The organism is Variovorax sp. GW458-11-26-14-LB1 (genome assembly GCF_059423965.1).
Genome location: NZ_JBWKYW010000019.1, coordinates 1 through 18,382, shown reverse-complemented (window position 1 = coordinate 18,382; position 18,382 = coordinate 1). Strand labels below are relative to the sequence as shown.

Here is an 18,382-nt window from a genome sequence, read left to right as displayed (position 1 = left end):
GTGCGGGCGGCATCGTAGCCCGGCTCGCGACGGCGACCGCGGCGGTTTTGCAACGCTTCGCCCCCGTGTGCTGGAAAACCCGTGGACCGCGACTTTCTTGACAATAGAATGCGAATTGTTATCAATAGTGTTCAATGAGCAATAAAAACATGGCAAGAATGAGGGCGCGGCGCAGGGCCGCTTCGGTGCTGGCGGGCTGCCTGGCGATCTACACGCAGCAGCACGTTCTGGCGCAAACGGGCGGCACGGGCTCGCTGCCTGAAGTGCGCGTCGATGCAAATGCCGAAGCCGAGACCGCCACCTCGCCCGTGATCGGCTACCGCGCGAAGAACGCCGTCACCGCCACCAAGACCGACACGCCGCTGTCGGAAACGCCGCAGTCCGTCACCGTGATCACGCGCGACCAGATGGTCGACCAGGGTGCCAACAACCTGCAGGACGCCCTGAACTACGCGGCGGGCGTGCGCTCCGACGCCTACGGTGTCGATTCGCGCACCGACTCGATCCGCGTGCGCGGCGCCTATCCCGACATCTACCTCGATGGCCTGCGCCAGGCCTACGGCTACTACACCAGCACCACGCGCACCGAGCCCTACACGCTGGAGCGCCTCGAAGTGCTGCGCGGCCCCTCGGGCATGCTGTTCGGCGCGGGCACCGCGGCGGGCGTGGTCAACATGGTCAGCAAGCGGCCGCTGCAGGAGGCCCAGCGCGAGGTGGGCGTGCAGTTCGGCAGCTTCGGCCGCAAGCAGGTGCAGGCCGACCTCACCGGTCCGCTGAACGCCGACGGCTCGCTGTCGTACCGGCTGATCGCGCTGCAGCGCAAGTCCGACTCGCAGGTGGACAACGTGCCCGACGACCGCAGCGTGATCGCGCCCTCGCTCACCTGGCGCCCCAACGCAGCGACCTCGCTGACGCTGCAGGGCCTGTGGCAAAAAGACAAGAGCGGCAGCAGCTCGCAGTTCCTGCCGTGGGAAGGCACCTTGCTGCCGAACCCGAACGGCCGCGTGCCGGCCAGCCGCTTCATCGGCGAGGCCGGCGACTACTACAACAGCGAGCGCCAGACCTTCGGCTGGCAGTTCGAGCACAAGTTCAACGACAGCTGGACCGTGCGCCAGAACTTCCGCTATGCGAAGAACGAAAACGACAACCGCTACCACTACGGCGGTGCGTTCAGCGGCTTCGACAGCTGGTCGACCGACCCGATCTTCAAGCGCGTGTTCCCGCGCTACTTCGACAGCCAGCTGACGCGCAACCGCACGCAGACCCTGGACAACCACGTCGAGGGCCACTTCCAGACCGGCGCGCTCCAGCACACGCTGCTCGTGGGCGCGGACTTCGCGCGCCAGCGCGAGAACGTCTGGGGCGGCACCACCGTCGACACCATCGACCTCTATGCGCCGGTGTACGGCCACGTGGACGAACCCGAGCGCGTGGCGCGTCCGCGCACCCGCCAGCGCCAGACCGGCCTGTACCTGCAGGACCAGATCAAGCTCGACAACTGGATCTTCGTGGCCGGCCTGCGCCACGACCGCGCCGTGTCCAGCGCCGCCGGCAGCGACGAGCAAAAGAGCAGCGCCACCACCAAGCGACTGGGCGTGATGTACGCCCATCCCTCGGGCTGGTCGCCGTACCTGAGCTACAGCGAGTCGTTCACGCCGCAGTCGCCGCGCGAAGGCCGCATCTTCTCGCCGCTGCGCGGCGAGCAGTGGGAAGTGGGCCTGAAGTACGAGCCGAAGAACCGCGCCATGGCCTTCAGCGCCGCGGTGTACGACCTGCGCGAGAAGAACCAGATCGTCGAAGAGCAGCCGAAGGTGTTCTCGCAGCGCGGCCTCACCAAGACCAAGGGCGTGGAGCTCGAAGCCAAGGGCTCGGTGGGCACCAACCTCGACCTGATCGCCCACTACAACTACACCGACGCCGACGCGCAGATCGAAGGCCTGCCCAAGCACCAGGCCAGCTTCTGGGCCAAGTACAGGTTCTCGGTGGCCGGCATGAGCGGCTTCTCGGCCGGCGCCGGCGTGCGCGTGATGAGCTCGTTCCGCGACACCCAGTTCGGCACCGGCCCGCGCATCCCGGGCGTGGCGCTGGCCGACCTGGTGTTTGCTTACGATACGGCCCAGTGGCGCTATGCGCTCAACATCAACAACGTGACGGACAAGGTGTACTTCAGCACCTGCCTGTCGCGCGGTGACTGCTGGTACGGTGCGCGACGCAACATCGTGGCGAGCGCCACCTACCGCTTCTAGCCTTTTCACCACCCAACGACGCACGACGACATGGACAGCCGAAAGATCAAGACCTGGGCCTGGGTGCACAAGTGGAGCAGCCTCGTGTGCACGGTGTTCATGCTGCTGCTGTGCATCACCGGCCTGCCGCTGATCTTCCACCACGAGATCGGCCACCTGCTGGGCACCGAGGTCGAGGCGCCGAAGATGCCGGCGAACACGCCGCGCATCAGCCTGGACAAGGTGGTCGAGATCGGCCGCGCCAAGCACCCCGACCGCGTGGTGCAGTTCGTCTCGCAGCCCGAGGACGACGACGGCCTGTGGTTCGTCACGCTCACGCCCACGCCCGAACCCACCGAAGACTTCAAATCGGTGGCGGTCGATGCGCGCACCGGCGTCGTTCTGGCGCAGCCGGAGTTCAGCCAGGGCTTCATGTACATCATGTTCAAGCTGCACGTCGACCTGTTCGCCGGGCTGCCGGGCAAGCTGTTCCTGGGCTTCATGGGGCTGCTGCTGCTGGTGGCCATCGTCTCGGGCGTGGTGCTGTATTCGCCGTTCATGCGCAAGCTCGACTTCGGGACCGTCCGGCGCGAGAAGCGCCCGCGCCTGAAGTGGCTCGACCTGCACAACCTGCTGGGCATCGTCACGCTGGTGTGGCTGTTCGTGGTGGGTTCGACCGGCATGATCAACACCTGGGCCGACCTGATCATCAAGTACTGGCAGTACGACCAGCTGAGCACGCTGCTCGCGCCCTACAAGAACGAGCCGGTGGTGCCGGTGGCCGAGCGCGGCTCGCTGCAGCGCTCGATGGAAGGTGCGATGCAGAAGGCGCCGGGCATGAAGCTGTCGTTCATCGCCTTCCCGGGCACCTCGTTCTCGAGCCCGCACCACACGACCTTCTTCCTGCGCGGCAACGAGCCCTTCACCTCGAAGCTGCTGCAGCCGGTGCTGGTCGATGCCAAGACAGCGGAGGTGACGGCGGCGCCGAAGATGCCGTGGTACCTCACGGGCCTGCTGGTGTCGCAGCCGCTGCACTTCGGCGACTACGGCGGCATGCCGATGCAGATCCTGTGGGCGCTGCTGGACATTGCGACCATCATCGTGCTGGGCAGCGGGCTGTACCTGTGGCTCAAGCGCGGCAACACCGTGCCGGCACGGACGACCACGACGACTGCGGCGCCCGCCACGGTATCGGGCCCGCAGCCCGACCCGGCACCGGCCATGAAGGTGCAGGCATGACGACGCACCACAAGGCACCGCACCAGTCCTTCTGGCGCATGTGGGGCTGGCCGATCGCGCTGGGCGTGATGACCACCGTCGGCCTGATCACCGCGCTGTTCAGCGACGGCGGCCTCGGCGACATGGTGGCCTGGGTGGGCCTGGGCATTCCGGTGCTCGTGTGCGCCTGGTACGGCTGGCGCCGCTCGCCGCGCACGGGTTCGCGCTAGGCGAAAGGGGCAGGGCACCGACGCAGAATCGGTGCCGATGAATGCCGCACTCTCCTACCCGCTTCGCCTGCTGATCCTGGGCGCTCCGCTGGCCGTGCACGGCCAGCAGCCTGCAACGTCGCCGGCTGGCACGCTGCGCGATGTCACCGTTTCGACGCCGCGCGGCACGCTGTCTCCGTTTCTCGTGCCCGGCTCGGTCGACCGCGTCGATGGCGACGAGATGCGCGACAGCCGGATGCAGGTCAACCTGTCCGAGAGCCTGGGCGCCGTGCCCGGCCTTCAGGTGCAGAACCGCATGAACTACGCGCAGGACCTGCAGCTGTCGGTGCGCGGCTTCGGCGCGCGCTCGACCTTCGGCGTGCGCGGCGTGCGCCTGTACGTCGACGGCATTCCGGCCACCTTGCCCGACGGCCAGGGGCAGACCTCGAACATCGACATCGGCTCGGTCGACCGCGTCGAAGTGCTGCGCGGGCCGTTCTCGGCGCTGTACGGCAATTCGTCGGGCGGCGTGGTGCAGGCGTTCACGGCCTCGGGGGAGGGCGCACCGCGCCTGTCGTATGCGCTGGCGGGCGGCAGCTTCGGCAGCTGGCGCCAGTCGCTGCAGCTCAGCGGCTCGCAGGGCGCGGTCGACTACCTGCTCGGCGCGAGCCACTTTCGCACCGACGGCTGGCGCGAGCAGAGCGCCGCGCGGCGCAACATCGCGAACGGCAAGCTGGGCGTCGCGCTCGACAACGGCGACAAGCTCACGCTGGTGTTCAACAGCGTGCGCATCGAGGCGCAGGACCCGCTGGGCCTGACGGCCGAACAGGTCGCGCAGGCACCGCGCAAGGCACCGCTGGCGCTGCAGTACGACACGCGCAAGACGGTCGAGCAGACGCAGGTCGGCCTGCGCTACGAGCGGCGTATCAACACAGAGCAGGCGCTGCAGTTCATGGTCTATGGCGGCGAGCGCAAGACCGTGCAGTTCCAGTCGATCCCGCCGTCGGCGCAGCAGAGCCCGCTGCATGCGGGCGGCGTGATCGACCTCACGCGCCAGTACGGCGGCGTCGACCTGCGCTGGACCGCCGCACTGCAGCTGGCCGACCGGCCCTTCGATCTCGTGGCGGGCCTGGGCTACGACAGCCTGCGCGAGCGCCGCCGTGGCTACGAGAACTACCTGGGCCCGGTGGCCGCGCCCCTGCTGGGCGTGCAGGGGCGCCTGCGCCGCAACGAGCGCAACGAGGTCTGGAACCTCGATCCGTATGCGCAGGCGGCCTGGCGTTTTTCCGAGCGCTGGACGCTCGAGGCCGGCGTGCGCCGCAGCCGCGTGCACTTCGACTCGCACGACCTCTACATCGGTGGTGCCAACCGCAACGACAGCGGCAGCGCGAGCTACAGCAAGACCTTGCCCGTGGCCTCGCTGCGCTACCAGGCCACGCCCGATCTCGCGGTGTACGGCTCGGTGGGCCGGGGCTTCGAGACGCCGACGCTCAACGAGCTGTCGTACCGCCCGGGCGGCGCCAGCGGGCTCAACTTCGGGCTGCGGCCTTCGGTGAACGACAGCCTCGAGGTGGGCGCGAAGGCGAGGCTGGCCGGCGGGCTGCTGACGGCGGCGCTGTTCCACACCCGCACGCGCGACGAGATCGTCACCGCCACCAACAGCGGCGGCCGCGCCACCTTCCAGAACGCCGGGCGCACGCGGCGCAACGGCTTCGAGCTGGGCTGGCAGCACGAGACGGCCGACCACTGGCGCACGCAGGTCGCCTACACGTGGCTGGACGCGACCTACCGCGATGCGTTCTGCTCGCCGTCGCCCTGCGCGGGCGGCAATGCCGCGAACGCGGGCAACCGCATCCCGGGCATCGCGCGCCAATCGCTGTTCGCTTCGCTCGGCTGGGTGCCGCCCGAGGGCTGGCGCGCCGGTGTCGAGATGCGCGCACTGAGCCGCATCCAGGCCAACGACATGAACACCGCGAGCGCGCACGGCTACGCCGTGGCGGCGCTGTACGCCGGCTACCTGAAGAAGTGGGAGCGCTGGGACTTCAACGCCTTCGCGCGCGTCGACAACCTGTTCGACCGGCGCTACATGGGCTCGGTCATCGTCAACGAAGGCAATGCGCGCTTCTACGAGCCCGCGCCCGGTCGCAACTGGACGGTGGGCCTGAGCGGCGCGTACCGCTTCTGAAGAACGCGCCATGAAATGAAAAGGCCCGCCGCCCCGAGGGGACGGCGGGCCTTGAGACCCGGTATTCGCAGTGCTTACTTGAGGCCGGCTGCGGCGCGCAGTGCGGCCGCTTGCGTCGTGGCTTCCCAGGTGAACTCGGGCTCTTCGCGGCCGAAGTGGCCGTAGGCGGCGGTCTTCTGGTAGATCGGGCGCAGCAGGTCGAGCATCTGGATGATGCCCTTCGGACGCAGGTCGAAGTGTTCGCGCACGAGTTCGGCGATCTTCTCGTCGGGGATCACGCCGGTGCCTTCGGTGTAGACCGTGATGTTCATCGGCTGGGCCACGCCGATGGCGTACGCCACCTGGATCTGGCACTGGCGCGCCAGGCCGGCGGCCACGATGTTCTTGGCCACGTAGCGCGCGGCGTAGGCGGCCGAGCGGTCGACCTTGGACGGGTCCTTGCCGGAGAACGCGCCGCCGCCGTGCGGGCAGGCGCCGCCGTAGGTGTCGACGATGATCTTGCGGCCGGTGAGGCCGCAGTCGCCCTGCGGGCCGCCGATGACGAAGCGGCCGGTCGGGTTGATCAGGTAGCGCGTGTTCTGCAGCCATTCCTTGGGCAGCACGGGCTTGATGATCTCTTCGATGATGGCTTCGTTGAACGAGGCCTTCATCTTGGTCGGCGTTTCGCTCTGGTCGGGGCTGTGCTGCGTGGAGAGCACCACGGTGTCGATGCTGTGGGGCTTGCCGTCCACGTAGCGCATCGTGACCTGGCTCTTGGCGTCGGGACGCAGGAAGGGCAGGCGGCCGTCCTTGCGCAGCTGGGCCTGGCGCTCCACGAGGCGGTGGGCGTAGTAGATCGGCGCGGGCATCAGCTCGGGCGTCTCGTCGCAAGCGTAGCCGAACATCAGACCCTGGTCGCCGGCGCCGGTGTTCAGGTGGTCGTCGGAGGCGTGGTCCACGCCCTGGGCGATGTCGTTGGACTGCTTGTCGTAGCAGACCATCACCGCGCAACCCTTGTAGTCGATGCCGTACTCGGTGTTGTCGTAGCCGATGCGCTTGATGGTGTCGCGCGCGACCTGGATGTAGTCGACGTGCGCGTTGGTCGTGATCTCGCCGGCAAGCACCACGAGGCCGGTGTTGGTCAGCGTTTCGGCGGCGACGCGGCTGCGGGGGTCTTGTTCGAAGATCGCGTCGAGGATCGCGTCCGAGATCTGGTCCGCGACCTTGTCGGGATGGCCCTCGGAGACCGATTCGGAGGTAAAGAGAAAGTCGTTCGCCACTGTGGTCACTCCTTGAAGTTCAATTGGCGCGTTGCCAACTCTGCGGAGCCCTGGCGAACGCTTTAGCAGATGTCGATGAATCGACGGGACACAATCGCATTCGCGCTTGTGGGTGTCGCCCTGCAAGTTGTTCCGTAACTCGGCGACAATTTGCATTCTATTCGAGCCGCGCAATACCATGCGCGCGCGTCCGCCTTTTGACCCTCCCTGACTCTCTCCCCCTCCCCGTTCAATGATCACCCTGTTCCGCCTGCTTGCCCGCGTGCCGATGCCGCTGATGCATCGGCTCGGCGCCTTGCTGGGATGGCTGGTCTGGTGGTGCGCGCCGGACTACCGCCGCCGCTTCAAGGCCAACGCCGAGAGCGCCGGCTTCTCGCCCGCGCAGTACCGTCCCGCCATCGCCGCCGCCGGCCACATGGCGTCCGAGCTGCCCTGGCTGTGGCTGCGCCCGCAGGGCGAGAGCGTGCTGACGCGCGTGGTGCGCTGGGAAGGCGTCGAGGCCTTCGAGGCCGCGATGCGCGCCAAGAAGGGCGTGATCCTCGTGGCACCGCACCTGGGCAGCTGGGAGATGTGCGGCCAGGCCATCGGCGAGCGCTTTCTCGCGGACTTCGGGCCGATCACCGCGCTGTTCCGTCCGGCGCGCAAGAAATGGATGGCCGACCTGATCGCCGCGGGTTCGCGCGACCGGCCCGGCCTGCAGACCCTGCCGACCAACAACACCGGCGTGCGCGGCCTGATCCGCACGCTGCGCAGCGGCGGCTACACCGGCATCCTGCCCGACCAGGTGCCGCCGCTGGGGCAGGGCGTGTGGGCGCCTTTCCTCGGCCGCCCCGCCTACACCATGACCCTGCTTCCCCGTTTGGCCCAACAGACCGGCGCCGCCTGCTTCCTCAGCGTGTGCGAGCGCCTGCCGCGCGGCGCGGGCTACGTGATCCGCTTCGAGCCGATCGTCGGCACCGCGCTCACCGACCCCGAGGCCTCCATCGAGGACGCCGCCGCCGCCATGAACGACGGCATCGGCCGCCTGATCCACAGCCTGCCCGGCCAGTACGTGTGGGACTACGCGCGCTACAAGGAGCCGCGCGGCGAACCCGCCGTGGTGGCCAACGCCGCGGGAGGGGCCGCGCCATGAGTCTCAGTTCCCGACTCGGTATCGGCTTCATGCGGGTGCTGGCCCCGCTGCCCCTGCCGCTCGTGCGCGGTTTCAGCAGGGTCCTCGGCCGCCTGCTGCACACCATCGCCGTGCCGCGGCGGCGCGTGGTCGACCGAAACCTGGCCCTGTGCTTCCCCGGGAAATCGGAGGCCGAGCGCCGCGCCATCGCGCGCGAGACCTTCGTCTTCGTCGCGCAGTCGTGGCTGGACCGCAGCTGGCTGTGGCATGCGCCCGAAAAGGTGGTGAAGAGCCGGCTCACGATCGTGGGCGCGGCGCCGGAAATCCGCGAGATCGCCGAGGGCGAGGCGCCGATGATCCTGTTCGCGCCGCACTTCTACGGGCTCGATGCCGCGGCCACCGCGCTCACCATGCACACGGCGCGCCCGTCGGCCACGATCTACACGACCCAGCGCGACCCGATGGTCGACGCCTGGATCCGCGAAGGCCGCACGCGCTTCGGCGACGTGGCGGCGCTCAACCGGGTGGACGGCATCAAGCCCATCCTCGCGGGGCTGCGCAAGGGCGGCCTGCTGTACCTGCTGCCCGACATGGATTTCGGGCGCGACCAGACGATCTTCGTGCCCTTCTACGGCGTGCAGGCGGCCACCGTGCCGTCGCTCTCGCGCTTCGCGCGGCTGGGCAAGGCCAAGGTGGTGCCGGTGGTGGCGAAGCTCACGCCCGGTGGTTACGAGATCCAGGTGCTGTCGGCGTGGCAGAACTTCCCGACCGACGACGTCGAGGCCGACACGGCGCTCATGAACGAGCGCCTGCAGGGCTACATCGACACGATGCCGTCCCAGTACTACTGGGTGCACCGCCGGTTCAAGACCCGCCCCGAGGGCGAGCCTCCGATCTATTGAAAGCCCCCCGGCTTTTCACTTCGCTTCGCTGCGTGTAACTCCACCCCCCGAGGGGGAGGCGCGGCCCGCCTTGGGGCGGCCCGGCGGCGGCCGCCTCAATTGCGTGCCAGGAAGCCTTCGATCTCGCGCGCGACCAGCTGCGGCTGCTCGTGCACGATCCAGTGGGTGGCGTTGGGCACCTTCTTGACCTCGAGCTTCGGCACGTACTCTTCCAGCCCTTCGAGCAGGCCCGGCAGCAGCGCGGCGTCGTCGAGTGCCCAGAACACGAAGGTCGGCATGGTCACCGTGAGGCGTTCGCGCGGCAGCACCGGAATGCTGTCGATCGACTGGCCCGGCAGTGGCGGCTTCATCGGCGTCACGCGGTACAGGTTGCAGGCGCCCGTGAGGCCCGCGCTCCAGACCTCGCGGTACTGCTGTTTCACCTCTTCGGTGAGCCAGCCGAAGCCGTCCGGGCCGGCCTTCATCAGCAGGAAGAAGGGCCACATGCGCTTGAAGTCGTCGGCCGCGAGCAGGGCTTCGGCGTCGGGGCGCGCCAGGAAGTGCATGTAGGCGCTGGCCTGCTGCTGCGCCGGGTTGTTGCGCAGCTCGCGCGTGAACGTGCCCGGGTGCGGCGAATTGATGATGACCAGCTTGCCGACCTGCTGCGGGAAGGCGTTGGCGTAGCCCCAGGCGAAGGCGCCGCCCCAGTCGTGGGCCACCAGTGCGGCCATGGTGCCGTCGGCGCTCTCGGTGGCCACGAGCTGCTGGATGTCCTGGATCAGCAGGTGGGCCTTGTAGTCGGCCACTTCCGTGGGCGCGCTGGACTTCTCGAAGCCGCGCAGGTTCGGCGCCACGCAGCGGTAGCCGCCGTGGGCCGGGTCCGAGAAGTAGGCGAGCAGTTCGTCCCAGATGAACGCGGCTTCGGGAAAGCCGTGCAGGAACACCATCAGCGGCTGGCCCGGCTTGCCGGCGGCGCGGCAGCTCAGGGTGGTGCCGTTGGGCAGGCTGCGTTGGAAGGTCTCGATCATGCTTCGTGTCTCCTTGGGTTGACTGTCGCTATTGTTTTGATAGTGAACTTCACAGACGGGACGCTCGATGCAGCCGGTTCCTCTAGCGCATCAGGCGTCGTCGGCCGGTGGCGGCGCGGGCGCTGGCGCGGCGTCGTCGGGATGCACCCAGCGCCACAGCAGCTCGGCCGCTTCGCCGACCCCTTGCTTCTTCAGGGCCGAGAACAGTTTGACCTCGCCGCCGCCGGCGTTCAGTCGCGTAATCGACAGCACCTTGGCGGCTTCGGTGCGCGTGAGCTTGTCGGACTTGGTCAGCAGCACGAGGAATTTGAGGCCTTGCTCGACGCGCGGACGGATCACGTCGAGCAGGATCTCGTCGAGCTCGGTCATGCCGTGGCGCGGATCGCACATCAGGACAACCCCGCGCAGACTTTCGCGCGTCATGAGGTAGTTGCCCATCACGCGCTGCCAGCGCAGCTTGGCTTCCTTCGGCACGGCCGCGTAGCCGTAGCCGGGCAGGTCGGCCAGCACGGCGTCGTCGACCTTCTGCTTGCCGATGCCGAACAGGTTGATGTGCTGCGTGCGGCCCGGCGTCTTCGAGGCGAAGGCCAGGCGCGTCTGCTGCGTCAGGGTGTTGATGGCGGTCGATTTGCCGGCGTTGGATCGGCCGACAAAAGCGATCTCGGGCAGGTCGACCGGGGGCAGGTGCTCCAGCTGCGGAGCGCTGGTCAGGAAGTGGGCGGTGTGCAGCCAACCCAGGGCCACGCGCTCGCGTTCAGCGACCTGCGGGTCCACGGCAGGGGCCGCGCGGGGAGGATAAGCGGCGGACTTGGCGCGCGGGGAGGTCATCAATGGGCTTTCGGAACGGGGCGCCATTGTAGAATCGCGGGGTTTTGCGCCATAAATTCGAAGCCCCCGATATGAAGTTGTTTGCCAATATTCTGCTTGCAGCCCTCATGGGCGTCGCAGCCAGCGCGAGTTTTGCAGCCGATGAGCATGCCGCTGCCCCCGCAGCGGCAGCCGCCAAGCCGGCCAAGCCCGATCCCGCCAAGGGCGACACGCTGTTCAACGCGACGCCGGCCAACAGCCAAAGCTGTGCTTCGTGCCACAACGCGGACGGCAACTCGGCCATCGCAGCCAACCCCAAGCTGGCGCAACAACACCCCGAATACATCCTCAAGCAGCTGCAGGACTTCAAGTCCGGCAAGCGCAAGAGCGCCATCATGAAGCCGCTGGCCTCGGCGCTGTCCGAAGAAGACATGCGCAACATCGCCTGGTTCGTCGGCTCCAAGAAGATCAAGCCGGGCTTCTCGAAGGAGAAGGACACGGTCGCCCTCGGCGAGAAGATCTACCGCGGCGGCATCGGCGATCGCCAGATTCCCGCTTGCGCCGGCTGCCACAGCCCGAACGGCGCTGGCCTTCCAGCCCAGTACCCGCGCCTGGGCGGCCAGCACGCCGACTACACCGTGGCCCAGCTCGTGGCCTTCCGCGACAACGTCCGCCTGAACAGCTCGCCCATGAACGGCGTGGCCGCCAAGCTCAACGACCGCGAAATCAAGGCCGTGGCCGACTACATCGCCGGCCTGCGCTGATTTCCGCCGTCGCGCTGTCCAGCGTGAACTAACCGCCGATAAAAATCCCAAACAAAGGGCGGGCCGATCCAGGAGGATGGCCCGCCCTTTTGTTTTTTTCCTCTTTCCTGGTTCCCTCCCGATGACCGTTTCCACCCATGGCCTTCGCGTGCATCGCGGCCCGCAGCTGCTTCGCGCCGCGGTGGAACTGCTGTCGTCGATGCGCTTCGCGATCGCGCTGCTGACGGTCATCTGCATCGCCTCGATCATCGGCACCGTGCTCAAGCAGCATGAGCCGATCAACAACTACATCAACCAGTTCGGGCCCTTCTGGGCCGAGCTGTTCCGCACGGCGCGGCTCGACTCGGTTTACAGCGCCTGGTGGTTCCTGCTGATCCTGCTGTTCCTGGTGATCAGCACGTCGCTGTGCGTCGCGCGCAACACGCCGCGCATCCTGATCGACCTGCGCACCTTCCAGGAAGACATCCGCGCGCAGAGCCTCAAGGCCTTCGGCCAGCGCGCCGAAAACCGCCTGGCGGAAACGCCCGACATGGCGGCCAACCGCATCGGCCAGCTGCTCGTGAGCGGCGGCTGGAAGGTCAAGCTGCAGCAGCGCAACGCCAGCGCCGACGGCAAGGCCGCGGCGGGCTGGATGGTGGCTGCGCGCGCCGGCGGCGCGCACAAGCTGGGCTACATCGCGGCGCACAGCGCCATCGTGCTGGTGTGCATCGGCGGCCTGCTCGACGGCGACCTGGTGGTGCGCGCCCAGACCTGGTTCAACGGCAAGAGCGTGTTCACGGGCGGCGGCATGATTGCCGACGTGGCGCCCGAGCACCGCCTGTCGACCGCCAACCCGACCTTCCGCGGCAACATCCTCGTGCCCGAGGGCGGGCGGGGCAACGTGGCCATCCTGAACCAGGCCGACGGCGTGCTGCTGCAGGAGCTGCCGTTCACCATCGAGCTGAAGAAGTTCATCGTCGACTACTACTCGACCGGCATGCCCAAGCTGTTCGCCAGCGAGGTGGTGCTGCACGACCGCGAGAGCGGCGAGCAGGTGCCGGCGCGCATCGAGGTGAACCACCCGGCCAGCTACAAGGGCGTGGAGATCTACCAGTCGAGCTTCGACGACGGCGGCTCCACGGTGAAGCTCAAGGCGGTGCCGATGGCGGCCGCGGCCAAGCCCTTCGAGGTCGAGGGCATCATCGGCGGCCCGAGCACCGAGATCACCAACGGCAAGGACAAGCTCACGCTCGAGTACGCCGCGCTGCGCGTGATCAACGTCGAGAACTTCGCCGACGGCGGCGCCATGGGCAGCGGCGCCGACGTGCGCAAGGTCGACCTGCGCCACGGCATCGAGTCGCGCCTGGGCGCCGCCAACAAGACCAACAAGCCCAAGGTGCTGCGCAACATCGGCCCCAGCATCGGCTACAAGCTGCGTGACGCGGCCGGCCAGGCACGGGAATACCAGAACTACATGGTGCCGGTCGACGCCGGCGACGGCCAGCCGGTGTTCCTGCTGGGCATGCGCGAGAAGCCCGAGGAGCCGTTCCGCTACCTGCGCGTGCCGGCCGACGAGCAGGGTTCGATGGACGGCTTCGTGCGCATGCGCACCGCGCTGGGCGACCCCGCCACGCGCGAGCGCGCCATCCAGCGCTACATCGCCAAGGCGACCGACCCGAAGCGCCCCGAAATGGCCGAGCAGCTGCGCGTGTCGGCCGCCCGTGCGCTGGCGCTGTTCTCGGGCGCCGAGCGCGCCAAGGCCGACGCCGCATCGCAGGGCGGCTGGCAGGCGATTGCCGAATTCATGGAAGCCAACGTGCCCGAGGCCGAGCGCGAACGCGCCGGCACGGTGCTGGTGCGCATCCTCAACGACGTGCTGTTCGAAGTGCTCAACCTGAGCCGCGAAGGCGCCGGCCTGGCCGCGCTGCCGAACGACGAGAAATCGCAGGGCTACCTGACGCAGGCCGTGCTGGCGCTGAGCGACGCGCACTTCTACCCGGCGCCGGTCGCGATGATGATGACCGACTTCACCCAGGTGCAGGCCAGCGTGTTCCAGGTGGCGCGCGCCCCTGGCAAGAACATCGTCTATCTGGGGTGTCTGTTGCTGATCGTCGGTATTTTTGCCATGCTGTACGTGCGCGAGCGCCGCCTGTGGGTGTGGCTGACACCCGGCGGCGGCGCCTCTGGAGACAACGACGGCCGCGAAACGGTCGCCACGATGGCGTTCTCGGTCAACCGCAAGACCCTGGACAGCGATCGCGAATTCGAGCACCTGAAGCACAGGTTGCTCGCCCTGAAGAAAGAAGAACCGGCGTCACCATGAACACCACGACCCTCACGCTCCACGAAAGCTGGCTCTCCCGCCGCAACCTGTTCGACTGGGTGTTCGCGGCGCTGGTGCTGGCCGGCGGCGCGTTCGCCTTCATGCGCCACGCCGGCTCGATGGACAGCTACGAAAAGCCGATCCTGGTGGCCGCGCTGATTTCGGTTATCGGCATCTGCTGGTTCTGGCGCCCGCTGCGGGTGCTGACCCTGGTGGTGGCCGCGGCCTCGCTGCTGGCCATCAGCTCCTACCAGGGCGACCTGGCGCGCGCCGATTCGGTGTTCTGGCTCAAGTACTTCCTGTCGAGCCAGTCGGCCATCCTCTGGATGAGCGTGCTGTTCTTCATGAGCACGCTGTTCTACTGGATCGGTTTTGCCGCCGGCAAGCAGCAGGCCGACACCTTCGACCTGATCGGCTCCCGCCTGGCCTGGGCGGCCGTGACCATGGCGCTGATCGGCACCATGGTGCGCTGGTACGAAAGCCACCAGCTCGGCCCGGACATCGGCCACATCCCGGTGAGCAATCTGTACGAAGTGTTCGTGCTGTTCTGCTGGCTGACGGCGGCGTTCTACCTGTACTTCGAAGAGCGCTACAACACGCGCGCACTGGGCGCCTTCGTGATGCTGGTGGTCAGCGCGGCGGTGGGCTTCCTGCTCTGGTACACGATCGTGCGCGAGGCGCACGAGATCCAGCCGCTGGTGCCTGCGCTGCAGAGCTGGTGGATGAAGCTGCACGTGCCCGCCAACTTCATCGGCTACGGCACCTTCGCGCTCGCGGCCATGGTGGCCTTCGCCTACCTCATCAAGGAGCAGGCGAGCGAGACCCGCTGGTACAAGCTCACGCCGATCTGGCTGCTGGGCGTGGCGCTGTGCTTCGTGCCAGTGGCCTTCCGCCAGCGCGTGCAGGAAGCCGGCGGCAGCTACTGGGTGATCTACGCGGGCATCTCGGCGCTGATCGCCGCGGGCATCCTGCTGGGGCGCAAGCGCATCGCGGCGCGCCTGCCGGCCAACGAGGTGCTCGACGACGTCATGTACAAGTCGATCACCGTCGGCTTCGCCTTCTTCACCATCGCGACCGTGCTCGGCGCCCTGTGGGCGGCCGACGCCTGGGGCGGCTACTGGAGCTGGGACCCGAAGGAAACCTGGGCGCTGATCGTCTGGCTCAACTACGCGGCCTGGCTGCACATGCGCCTCGTGAAGGGCCTGCGCGGCACCGTGGCGGCCTGGTGGGCGCTGGCCGGCCTGGCCGTGACCACCTTCGCCTTCCTCGGCGTGAACATGTTCCTGAGCGGGCTGCACAGCTACGGCACGCTGTAAGCGCAGGCTTGGCGCCTTTTGCGAAGAATTGAAACCACGCGCCGCCATGGCGCGTAACCAAACCGGGGCATGTCACGAACTACCCTGAGCACAACGATTCACGCGAAAGGCCTGCCATGTCGTTCCCTTCCCGTTCGCACCGTCGCGACACCCACGGTTTCAACCATCCGCTGTCGAGCGAGATCACGCCGCGCGCCGCCTACGAAGGCCGGCGCGACCTGCTCAAGCTGATGGCCGGCGGTGCCGCGGGTGCGGCGCTCGCCACCTTTGCCGGGCGCGAGGCCTTCGCCCAGGCGACCGGCCCGCACAAGCTGGCCCTGCTGCCGGGCGCCAAATCGGCCGTGCCGGGCGCGCAGACGATGGAAAAGCTCACCGACTACAAGGACGCGAGCAGCTACAACAACTACTACGAGTTCGGCGTCGACAAGGGTGATCCGGTGAAGAACGCCGGCACGCTCAAGACGCGGCCGTGGACCGTGGAGGTCGAAGGCCTAGTCAAGAAGCCGGGCAAGTACGGCATCGAGGACCTGCTCAAGCTCAGCGCGCAGGAAGAGCGCATCTACCGCCTGCGCTGCGTCGAGGGCTGGTCGATGGTGATCCCGTGGGTCGGCTACTCGCTGGCCGAGCTCATCAAGAAGGTCGAGCCGCAGGGCAATGCCAAGTTCGTCGAGTTCGTGACGCTGGCCGACCCGAAGACCATGCCCTTCGTCGGCTCGCGCGTGCTCGACTGGCCCTACACCGAGGGCCTGCGCATGGACGAGGCGATGCACCCGCTCACGCTGCTGGCCTTCGGCATGTACGGCGAGGTGCTGCCCAACCAGAACGGCGCGCCGGTGCGGCTCGTGGTGCCATGGAAGTACGGCTTCAAGTCGGCCAAGTCGATCGTCAAGATCCGCTTCGTCGAGAAGGAGCCGAGCACGGCCTGGAACAAGGCGGCGGCGCAGGAGTACGGCTTCTATTCGAACGTGAACCCGAACGTCGACCACCCGCGCTGGAGCCAGGCGACCGAGCGCCGCATCGGCGACGGCGGCGGCCTGTTCGCGAAGCGGCGCAAGACCGAGATGTTCAACGGCTACGAGGCGCAGGTCGGCCAGCTCTACGCCGGCATGGACCTGAAGAAGAACTACTGAGCGGGCGCGCCCGCCCGGTCGTTGCGCCATGCTGAACAAGCTGCTCATGCACCCGGCGACCAAGCCGGTCGTCTTCCTGCTGTGCCTGCTGCCATTCGCGCGGCTGGCCTTCGGCGCCTTCACCGACGGGTTGGGCGCGAACCCCGCCGAGTTCCTGATCCGCGCGACGGGCGACTGGACCCTGCGCTTCATCTGCATCGTGCTGGCGGTGACGCCGCTGCGCGTGATCGCCAAGCTCAATGCGCTGGCGCGGCTGCGTCGCATGCTGGGCCTGTTCGCGTACTTCTACGTGGTGCTGCACCTGCTGTGCTACAGCTGGTTCGACATGGGCTTCGAGTGGGGCGAGATCGCCAAGGACATCGCCAAGCGGCCGTTCATCCTGGTGGGCTTCTCGGCCTTCGTGCTGCTGACGCCGCTGGCGGCCACGTCGTTCAACCGCGCGATCAAGGCGATGGGCGCCAAGCGCTGGCAGCTGCTGCACAAGCTGGTCTACGGGATCGCGGGGCTCGGGCTGCTGCACTTCTTCTGGATGCGCGCGGGCAAGAACAACTTCGCCGAAGTGTTCGTCTACGCCGCGATCATCGGGGTGCTGCTGGCGTGGCGCGTCTGGAATTTCGCGCGCAAGCGCCAGGCCAGGCCCACCGTGGCCGTGCGCGGCAGCGAGAAGCCGCTGCGCACCGGCTGAGACCGGATCAGCCGTCGATCTCGGCGCGCAGCTGGTCTTCCATCGTCTCGCGGCGGCGGATCAGCTTGGCGCTGGCGCCGCTCACCAGCACCTCGGCGGCACGGCCGCGCGTGTTGTAGTTGCTCGCCATGCTCATGCAGTACGCGCCCGCCGACAGCACGGCCAGCAGGTCGCCGGCCACCACGTTGAGTGCGCGATCGCGGCCGATCCAGTCGCCGCTTTCGCAGACCGGGCCCACCACGTCGTAGGTCGGGGCGTCGCCGGTGCGCTCGCGCAGCGGCACGATCTTCTGGAAGGCCTGGTACATCGCGGGGCGCGGCAGGTCGTTCATGGCCGCATCGACGATGCAGAAATTCTTGTCCTCGCCGGGCTTGGTGTAGAGCACCTCGGTCACGCACACGCCGGCATTGCCGACCAGTGAGCGGCCGGGTTCGATCACCAGCTTGCGCTGGCCGAAGCCGCGCGCGTCGAGCTTGGCGAGCAGCTGCTGCCACAGCGCATCGGCCTTGGGCGGCACTTCGCCGTTGTAGTCGATGCCCAGGCCGCCGCCGAAGTCCAGGTGGTGGATCGGCACGCCGGCCGCCTCGATGGCTTCCACCAGGTCGAGCACGCGGTCGCAGGCGTCCAGGTAGGGCGAGGCTTCGGTGATCTGCGAGCCGATGTGGCAGTCGATGCCGACCACCTCGAGGCCCGGCAGCCGGGCGGCGTGCTGGTAGGCCTGCACCGCGCGGTCGTGGGCGATGCCGAACTTGTTGCCCTTCAGGCCGGTGGAAATGTAGGGGTGCGTCTTCGGGTCGACGTTCGGATTGATGCGGATGCTGATCGGTGCGCGCACCTTCTCGGCCAGCGCCACTTCGTTGAGCACGTCGAGTTCGGCTTCGCTCTCGACGTTGAAGCAGGCGATGCCGGCCGCCAGGGCCTGGCGCATCTCGGCGCGCGTCTTGCCGACGCCCGAGAAGATGATCTTCTTCGGATCGGTGCCCACCGCCAGCACGCGCGACAGCTCGCCGCCCGAGACGATGTCGAAACCGCAGCCGGCTTCGGCGAACACGCGCAGCACGCCGAGCGAGGAATTGGCCTTCATCGCGTAGCAGATGAGCGCGTCGCGGCCCTCGAAGCCGCGCTGGTAGGCGGCCAGGGCATCGAGCATCCACTGCTTCGAATAGACGAACAGCGGCGTGCCGTGCGTGCGCGCCAGCGCGTCGAGCGCGACGCCCTCGACGTGCAGCGCGCCGTCGCGGTGGGCGATGTGGGGGTGGCCG

15 protein-coding genes are annotated in these 18,382 nt (G+C 67.9%); 11 read left to right on the top strand and 4 right to left on the bottom strand.

Annotated elements, in window-relative coordinates; genetic code table 11:
- The first annotated feature begins 149 nt into the window (after positions 1 to 149).
- From AC07YS_RS14720 to AC07YS_RS14705, 4 genes are read left to right on the top strand one after another with little or no spacing between them, the layout of a single operon-like run.
- Positions 150 to 2,246 carry a TonB-dependent siderophore receptor gene (locus AC07YS_RS14720; RefSeq protein WP_495269284.1) on the top strand — a complete coding sequence of 699 codons (2,097 nt, stop codon included), beginning with the start codon at positions 150 to 152 and terminating at the stop codon, positions 2,244 to 2,246.
- 30 nt (positions 2,247 to 2,276) lie between these two features.
- On the top strand, positions 2,277 to 3,464 hold the full coding sequence (locus tag AC07YS_RS14715) for a PepSY-associated TM helix domain-containing protein (RefSeq protein ID WP_492728418.1): 1,188 nt from the start codon (positions 2,277 to 2,279) through the stop codon (positions 3,462 to 3,464).
- A complete protein-coding gene (locus AC07YS_RS14710; RefSeq protein ID WP_070059960.1) occupies positions 3,461 to 3,673 on the top strand; it encodes a hypothetical protein in 213 nt (70 codons plus the stop codon). The genes AC07YS_RS14715 and AC07YS_RS14710 overlap by 4 nt, the downstream gene beginning before the upstream one ends.
- Positions 3,674 to 3,710: 37 nt before the next feature.
- Positions 3,711 to 5,837 (top strand): TonB-dependent receptor domain-containing protein, encoded by a 2,127-nt coding sequence (locus AC07YS_RS14705; protein ID WP_495269285.1) that lies wholly within the window; start codon positions 3,711 to 3,713, stop codon positions 5,835 to 5,837.
- 74 nt (positions 5,838 to 5,911) lie between these two features.
- Here the strand turns inward: AC07YS_RS14705 and metK are convergent, their stop codons facing one another.
- The gene (metK, locus tag AC07YS_RS14700; RefSeq protein WP_062471813.1) at positions 5,912 to 7,096 is read right to left on the bottom strand and encodes a methionine adenosyltransferase; all 1,185 of its coding nucleotides are present in this window, start codon (positions 7,094 to 7,096) and stop codon (positions 5,912 to 5,914) included.
- Positions 7,097 to 7,328: 232 nt separating this feature from the next.
- Here metK and AC07YS_RS14695 point away from each other — a divergent pair, with 232 nt between their 5' ends.
- Both AC07YS_RS14695 and AC07YS_RS14690 read left to right on the top strand, forming a co-directional pair.
- Complete coding sequence (locus AC07YS_RS14695) at positions 7,329 to 8,228, top strand: lysophospholipid acyltransferase family protein (RefSeq protein ID WP_095948316.1); 900 nt, start codon at positions 7,329 to 7,331, stop codon at positions 8,226 to 8,228.
- Positions 8,225 to 9,109, top strand: a complete 885-nt coding sequence (locus AC07YS_RS14690) for an LpxL/LpxP family acyltransferase (protein WP_369644650.1) — start codon at positions 8,225 to 8,227, stop codon at positions 9,107 to 9,109. The genes AC07YS_RS14695 and AC07YS_RS14690 overlap by 4 nt, the downstream gene beginning before the upstream one ends.
- A 95-nt stretch (positions 9,110 to 9,204) precedes the next feature.
- On the opposite strand, the gene AC07YS_RS14685 is transcribed toward AC07YS_RS14690, so the two are convergent.
- Both AC07YS_RS14685 and yihA read right to left on the bottom strand, forming a co-directional pair.
- On the bottom strand, positions 9,205 to 10,116 hold the full coding sequence (locus tag AC07YS_RS14685; RefSeq protein WP_495269286.1) for an alpha/beta fold hydrolase: 912 nt from the start codon (positions 10,114 to 10,116) through the stop codon (positions 9,205 to 9,207).
- A 90-nt stretch (positions 10,117 to 10,206) separates the two neighbouring features.
- Positions 10,207 to 10,944 carry a ribosome biogenesis GTP-binding protein YihA/YsxC gene (gene yihA, locus AC07YS_RS14680; protein ID WP_307584259.1) on the bottom strand — a complete coding sequence of 246 codons (738 nt, stop codon included), beginning with the start codon at positions 10,942 to 10,944 and terminating at the stop codon, positions 10,207 to 10,209.
- Between the two features lie 71 nt (positions 10,945 to 11,015).
- Between yihA and AC07YS_RS14675 the strand changes: the two genes are divergently transcribed.
- The 5 genes from AC07YS_RS14675 to msrQ all read left to right on the top strand — a co-directional run bounded on the left by AC07YS_RS14675 (position 11,016) and on the right by msrQ (position 17,120).
- A complete protein-coding gene (locus tag AC07YS_RS14675) occupies positions 11,016 to 11,687 on the top strand; it encodes a c-type cytochrome (RefSeq protein WP_095743749.1) in 672 nt (223 codons plus the stop codon).
- 121 nt (positions 11,688 to 11,808) lie between these two features.
- Positions 11,809 to 13,989 carry a cytochrome c biogenesis protein ResB gene (locus AC07YS_RS14670; RefSeq protein ID WP_495269287.1) on the top strand — a complete coding sequence of 727 codons (2,181 nt, stop codon included), beginning with the start codon at positions 11,809 to 11,811 and terminating at the stop codon, positions 13,987 to 13,989.
- A complete protein-coding gene (gene ccsB, locus AC07YS_RS14665) occupies positions 13,986 to 15,305 on the top strand; it encodes a c-type cytochrome biogenesis protein CcsB (protein ID WP_095743751.1) in 1,320 nt (439 codons plus the stop codon). The genes AC07YS_RS14670 and ccsB overlap by 4 nt, the downstream gene beginning before the upstream one ends.
- A 116-nt stretch (positions 15,306 to 15,421) precedes the next feature.
- Positions 15,422 to 16,435, top strand: a complete 1,014-nt coding sequence (gene msrP, locus AC07YS_RS14660) for a protein-methionine-sulfoxide reductase catalytic subunit MsrP (RefSeq protein WP_062471788.1) — start codon at positions 15,422 to 15,424, stop codon at positions 16,433 to 16,435.
- Positions 16,436 to 16,466: 31 nt separating this feature from the next.
- Positions 16,467 to 17,120: a protein-methionine-sulfoxide reductase heme-binding subunit MsrQ gene (gene msrQ / locus AC07YS_RS14655; protein ID WP_495269290.1), complete on the top strand. Its 654-nt coding sequence runs from the start codon at positions 16,467 to 16,469 to the stop codon at positions 17,118 to 17,120.
- Positions 17,121 to 17,127: 7 nt separating this feature from the next.
- Here the strand turns inward: msrQ and lysA are convergent.
- Positions 17,128 to 18,382 (bottom strand): diaminopimelate decarboxylase (lysA, locus tag AC07YS_RS14650; protein WP_495275719.1); only part of this gene is annotated, 1,255 nt, incomplete at its 5' end.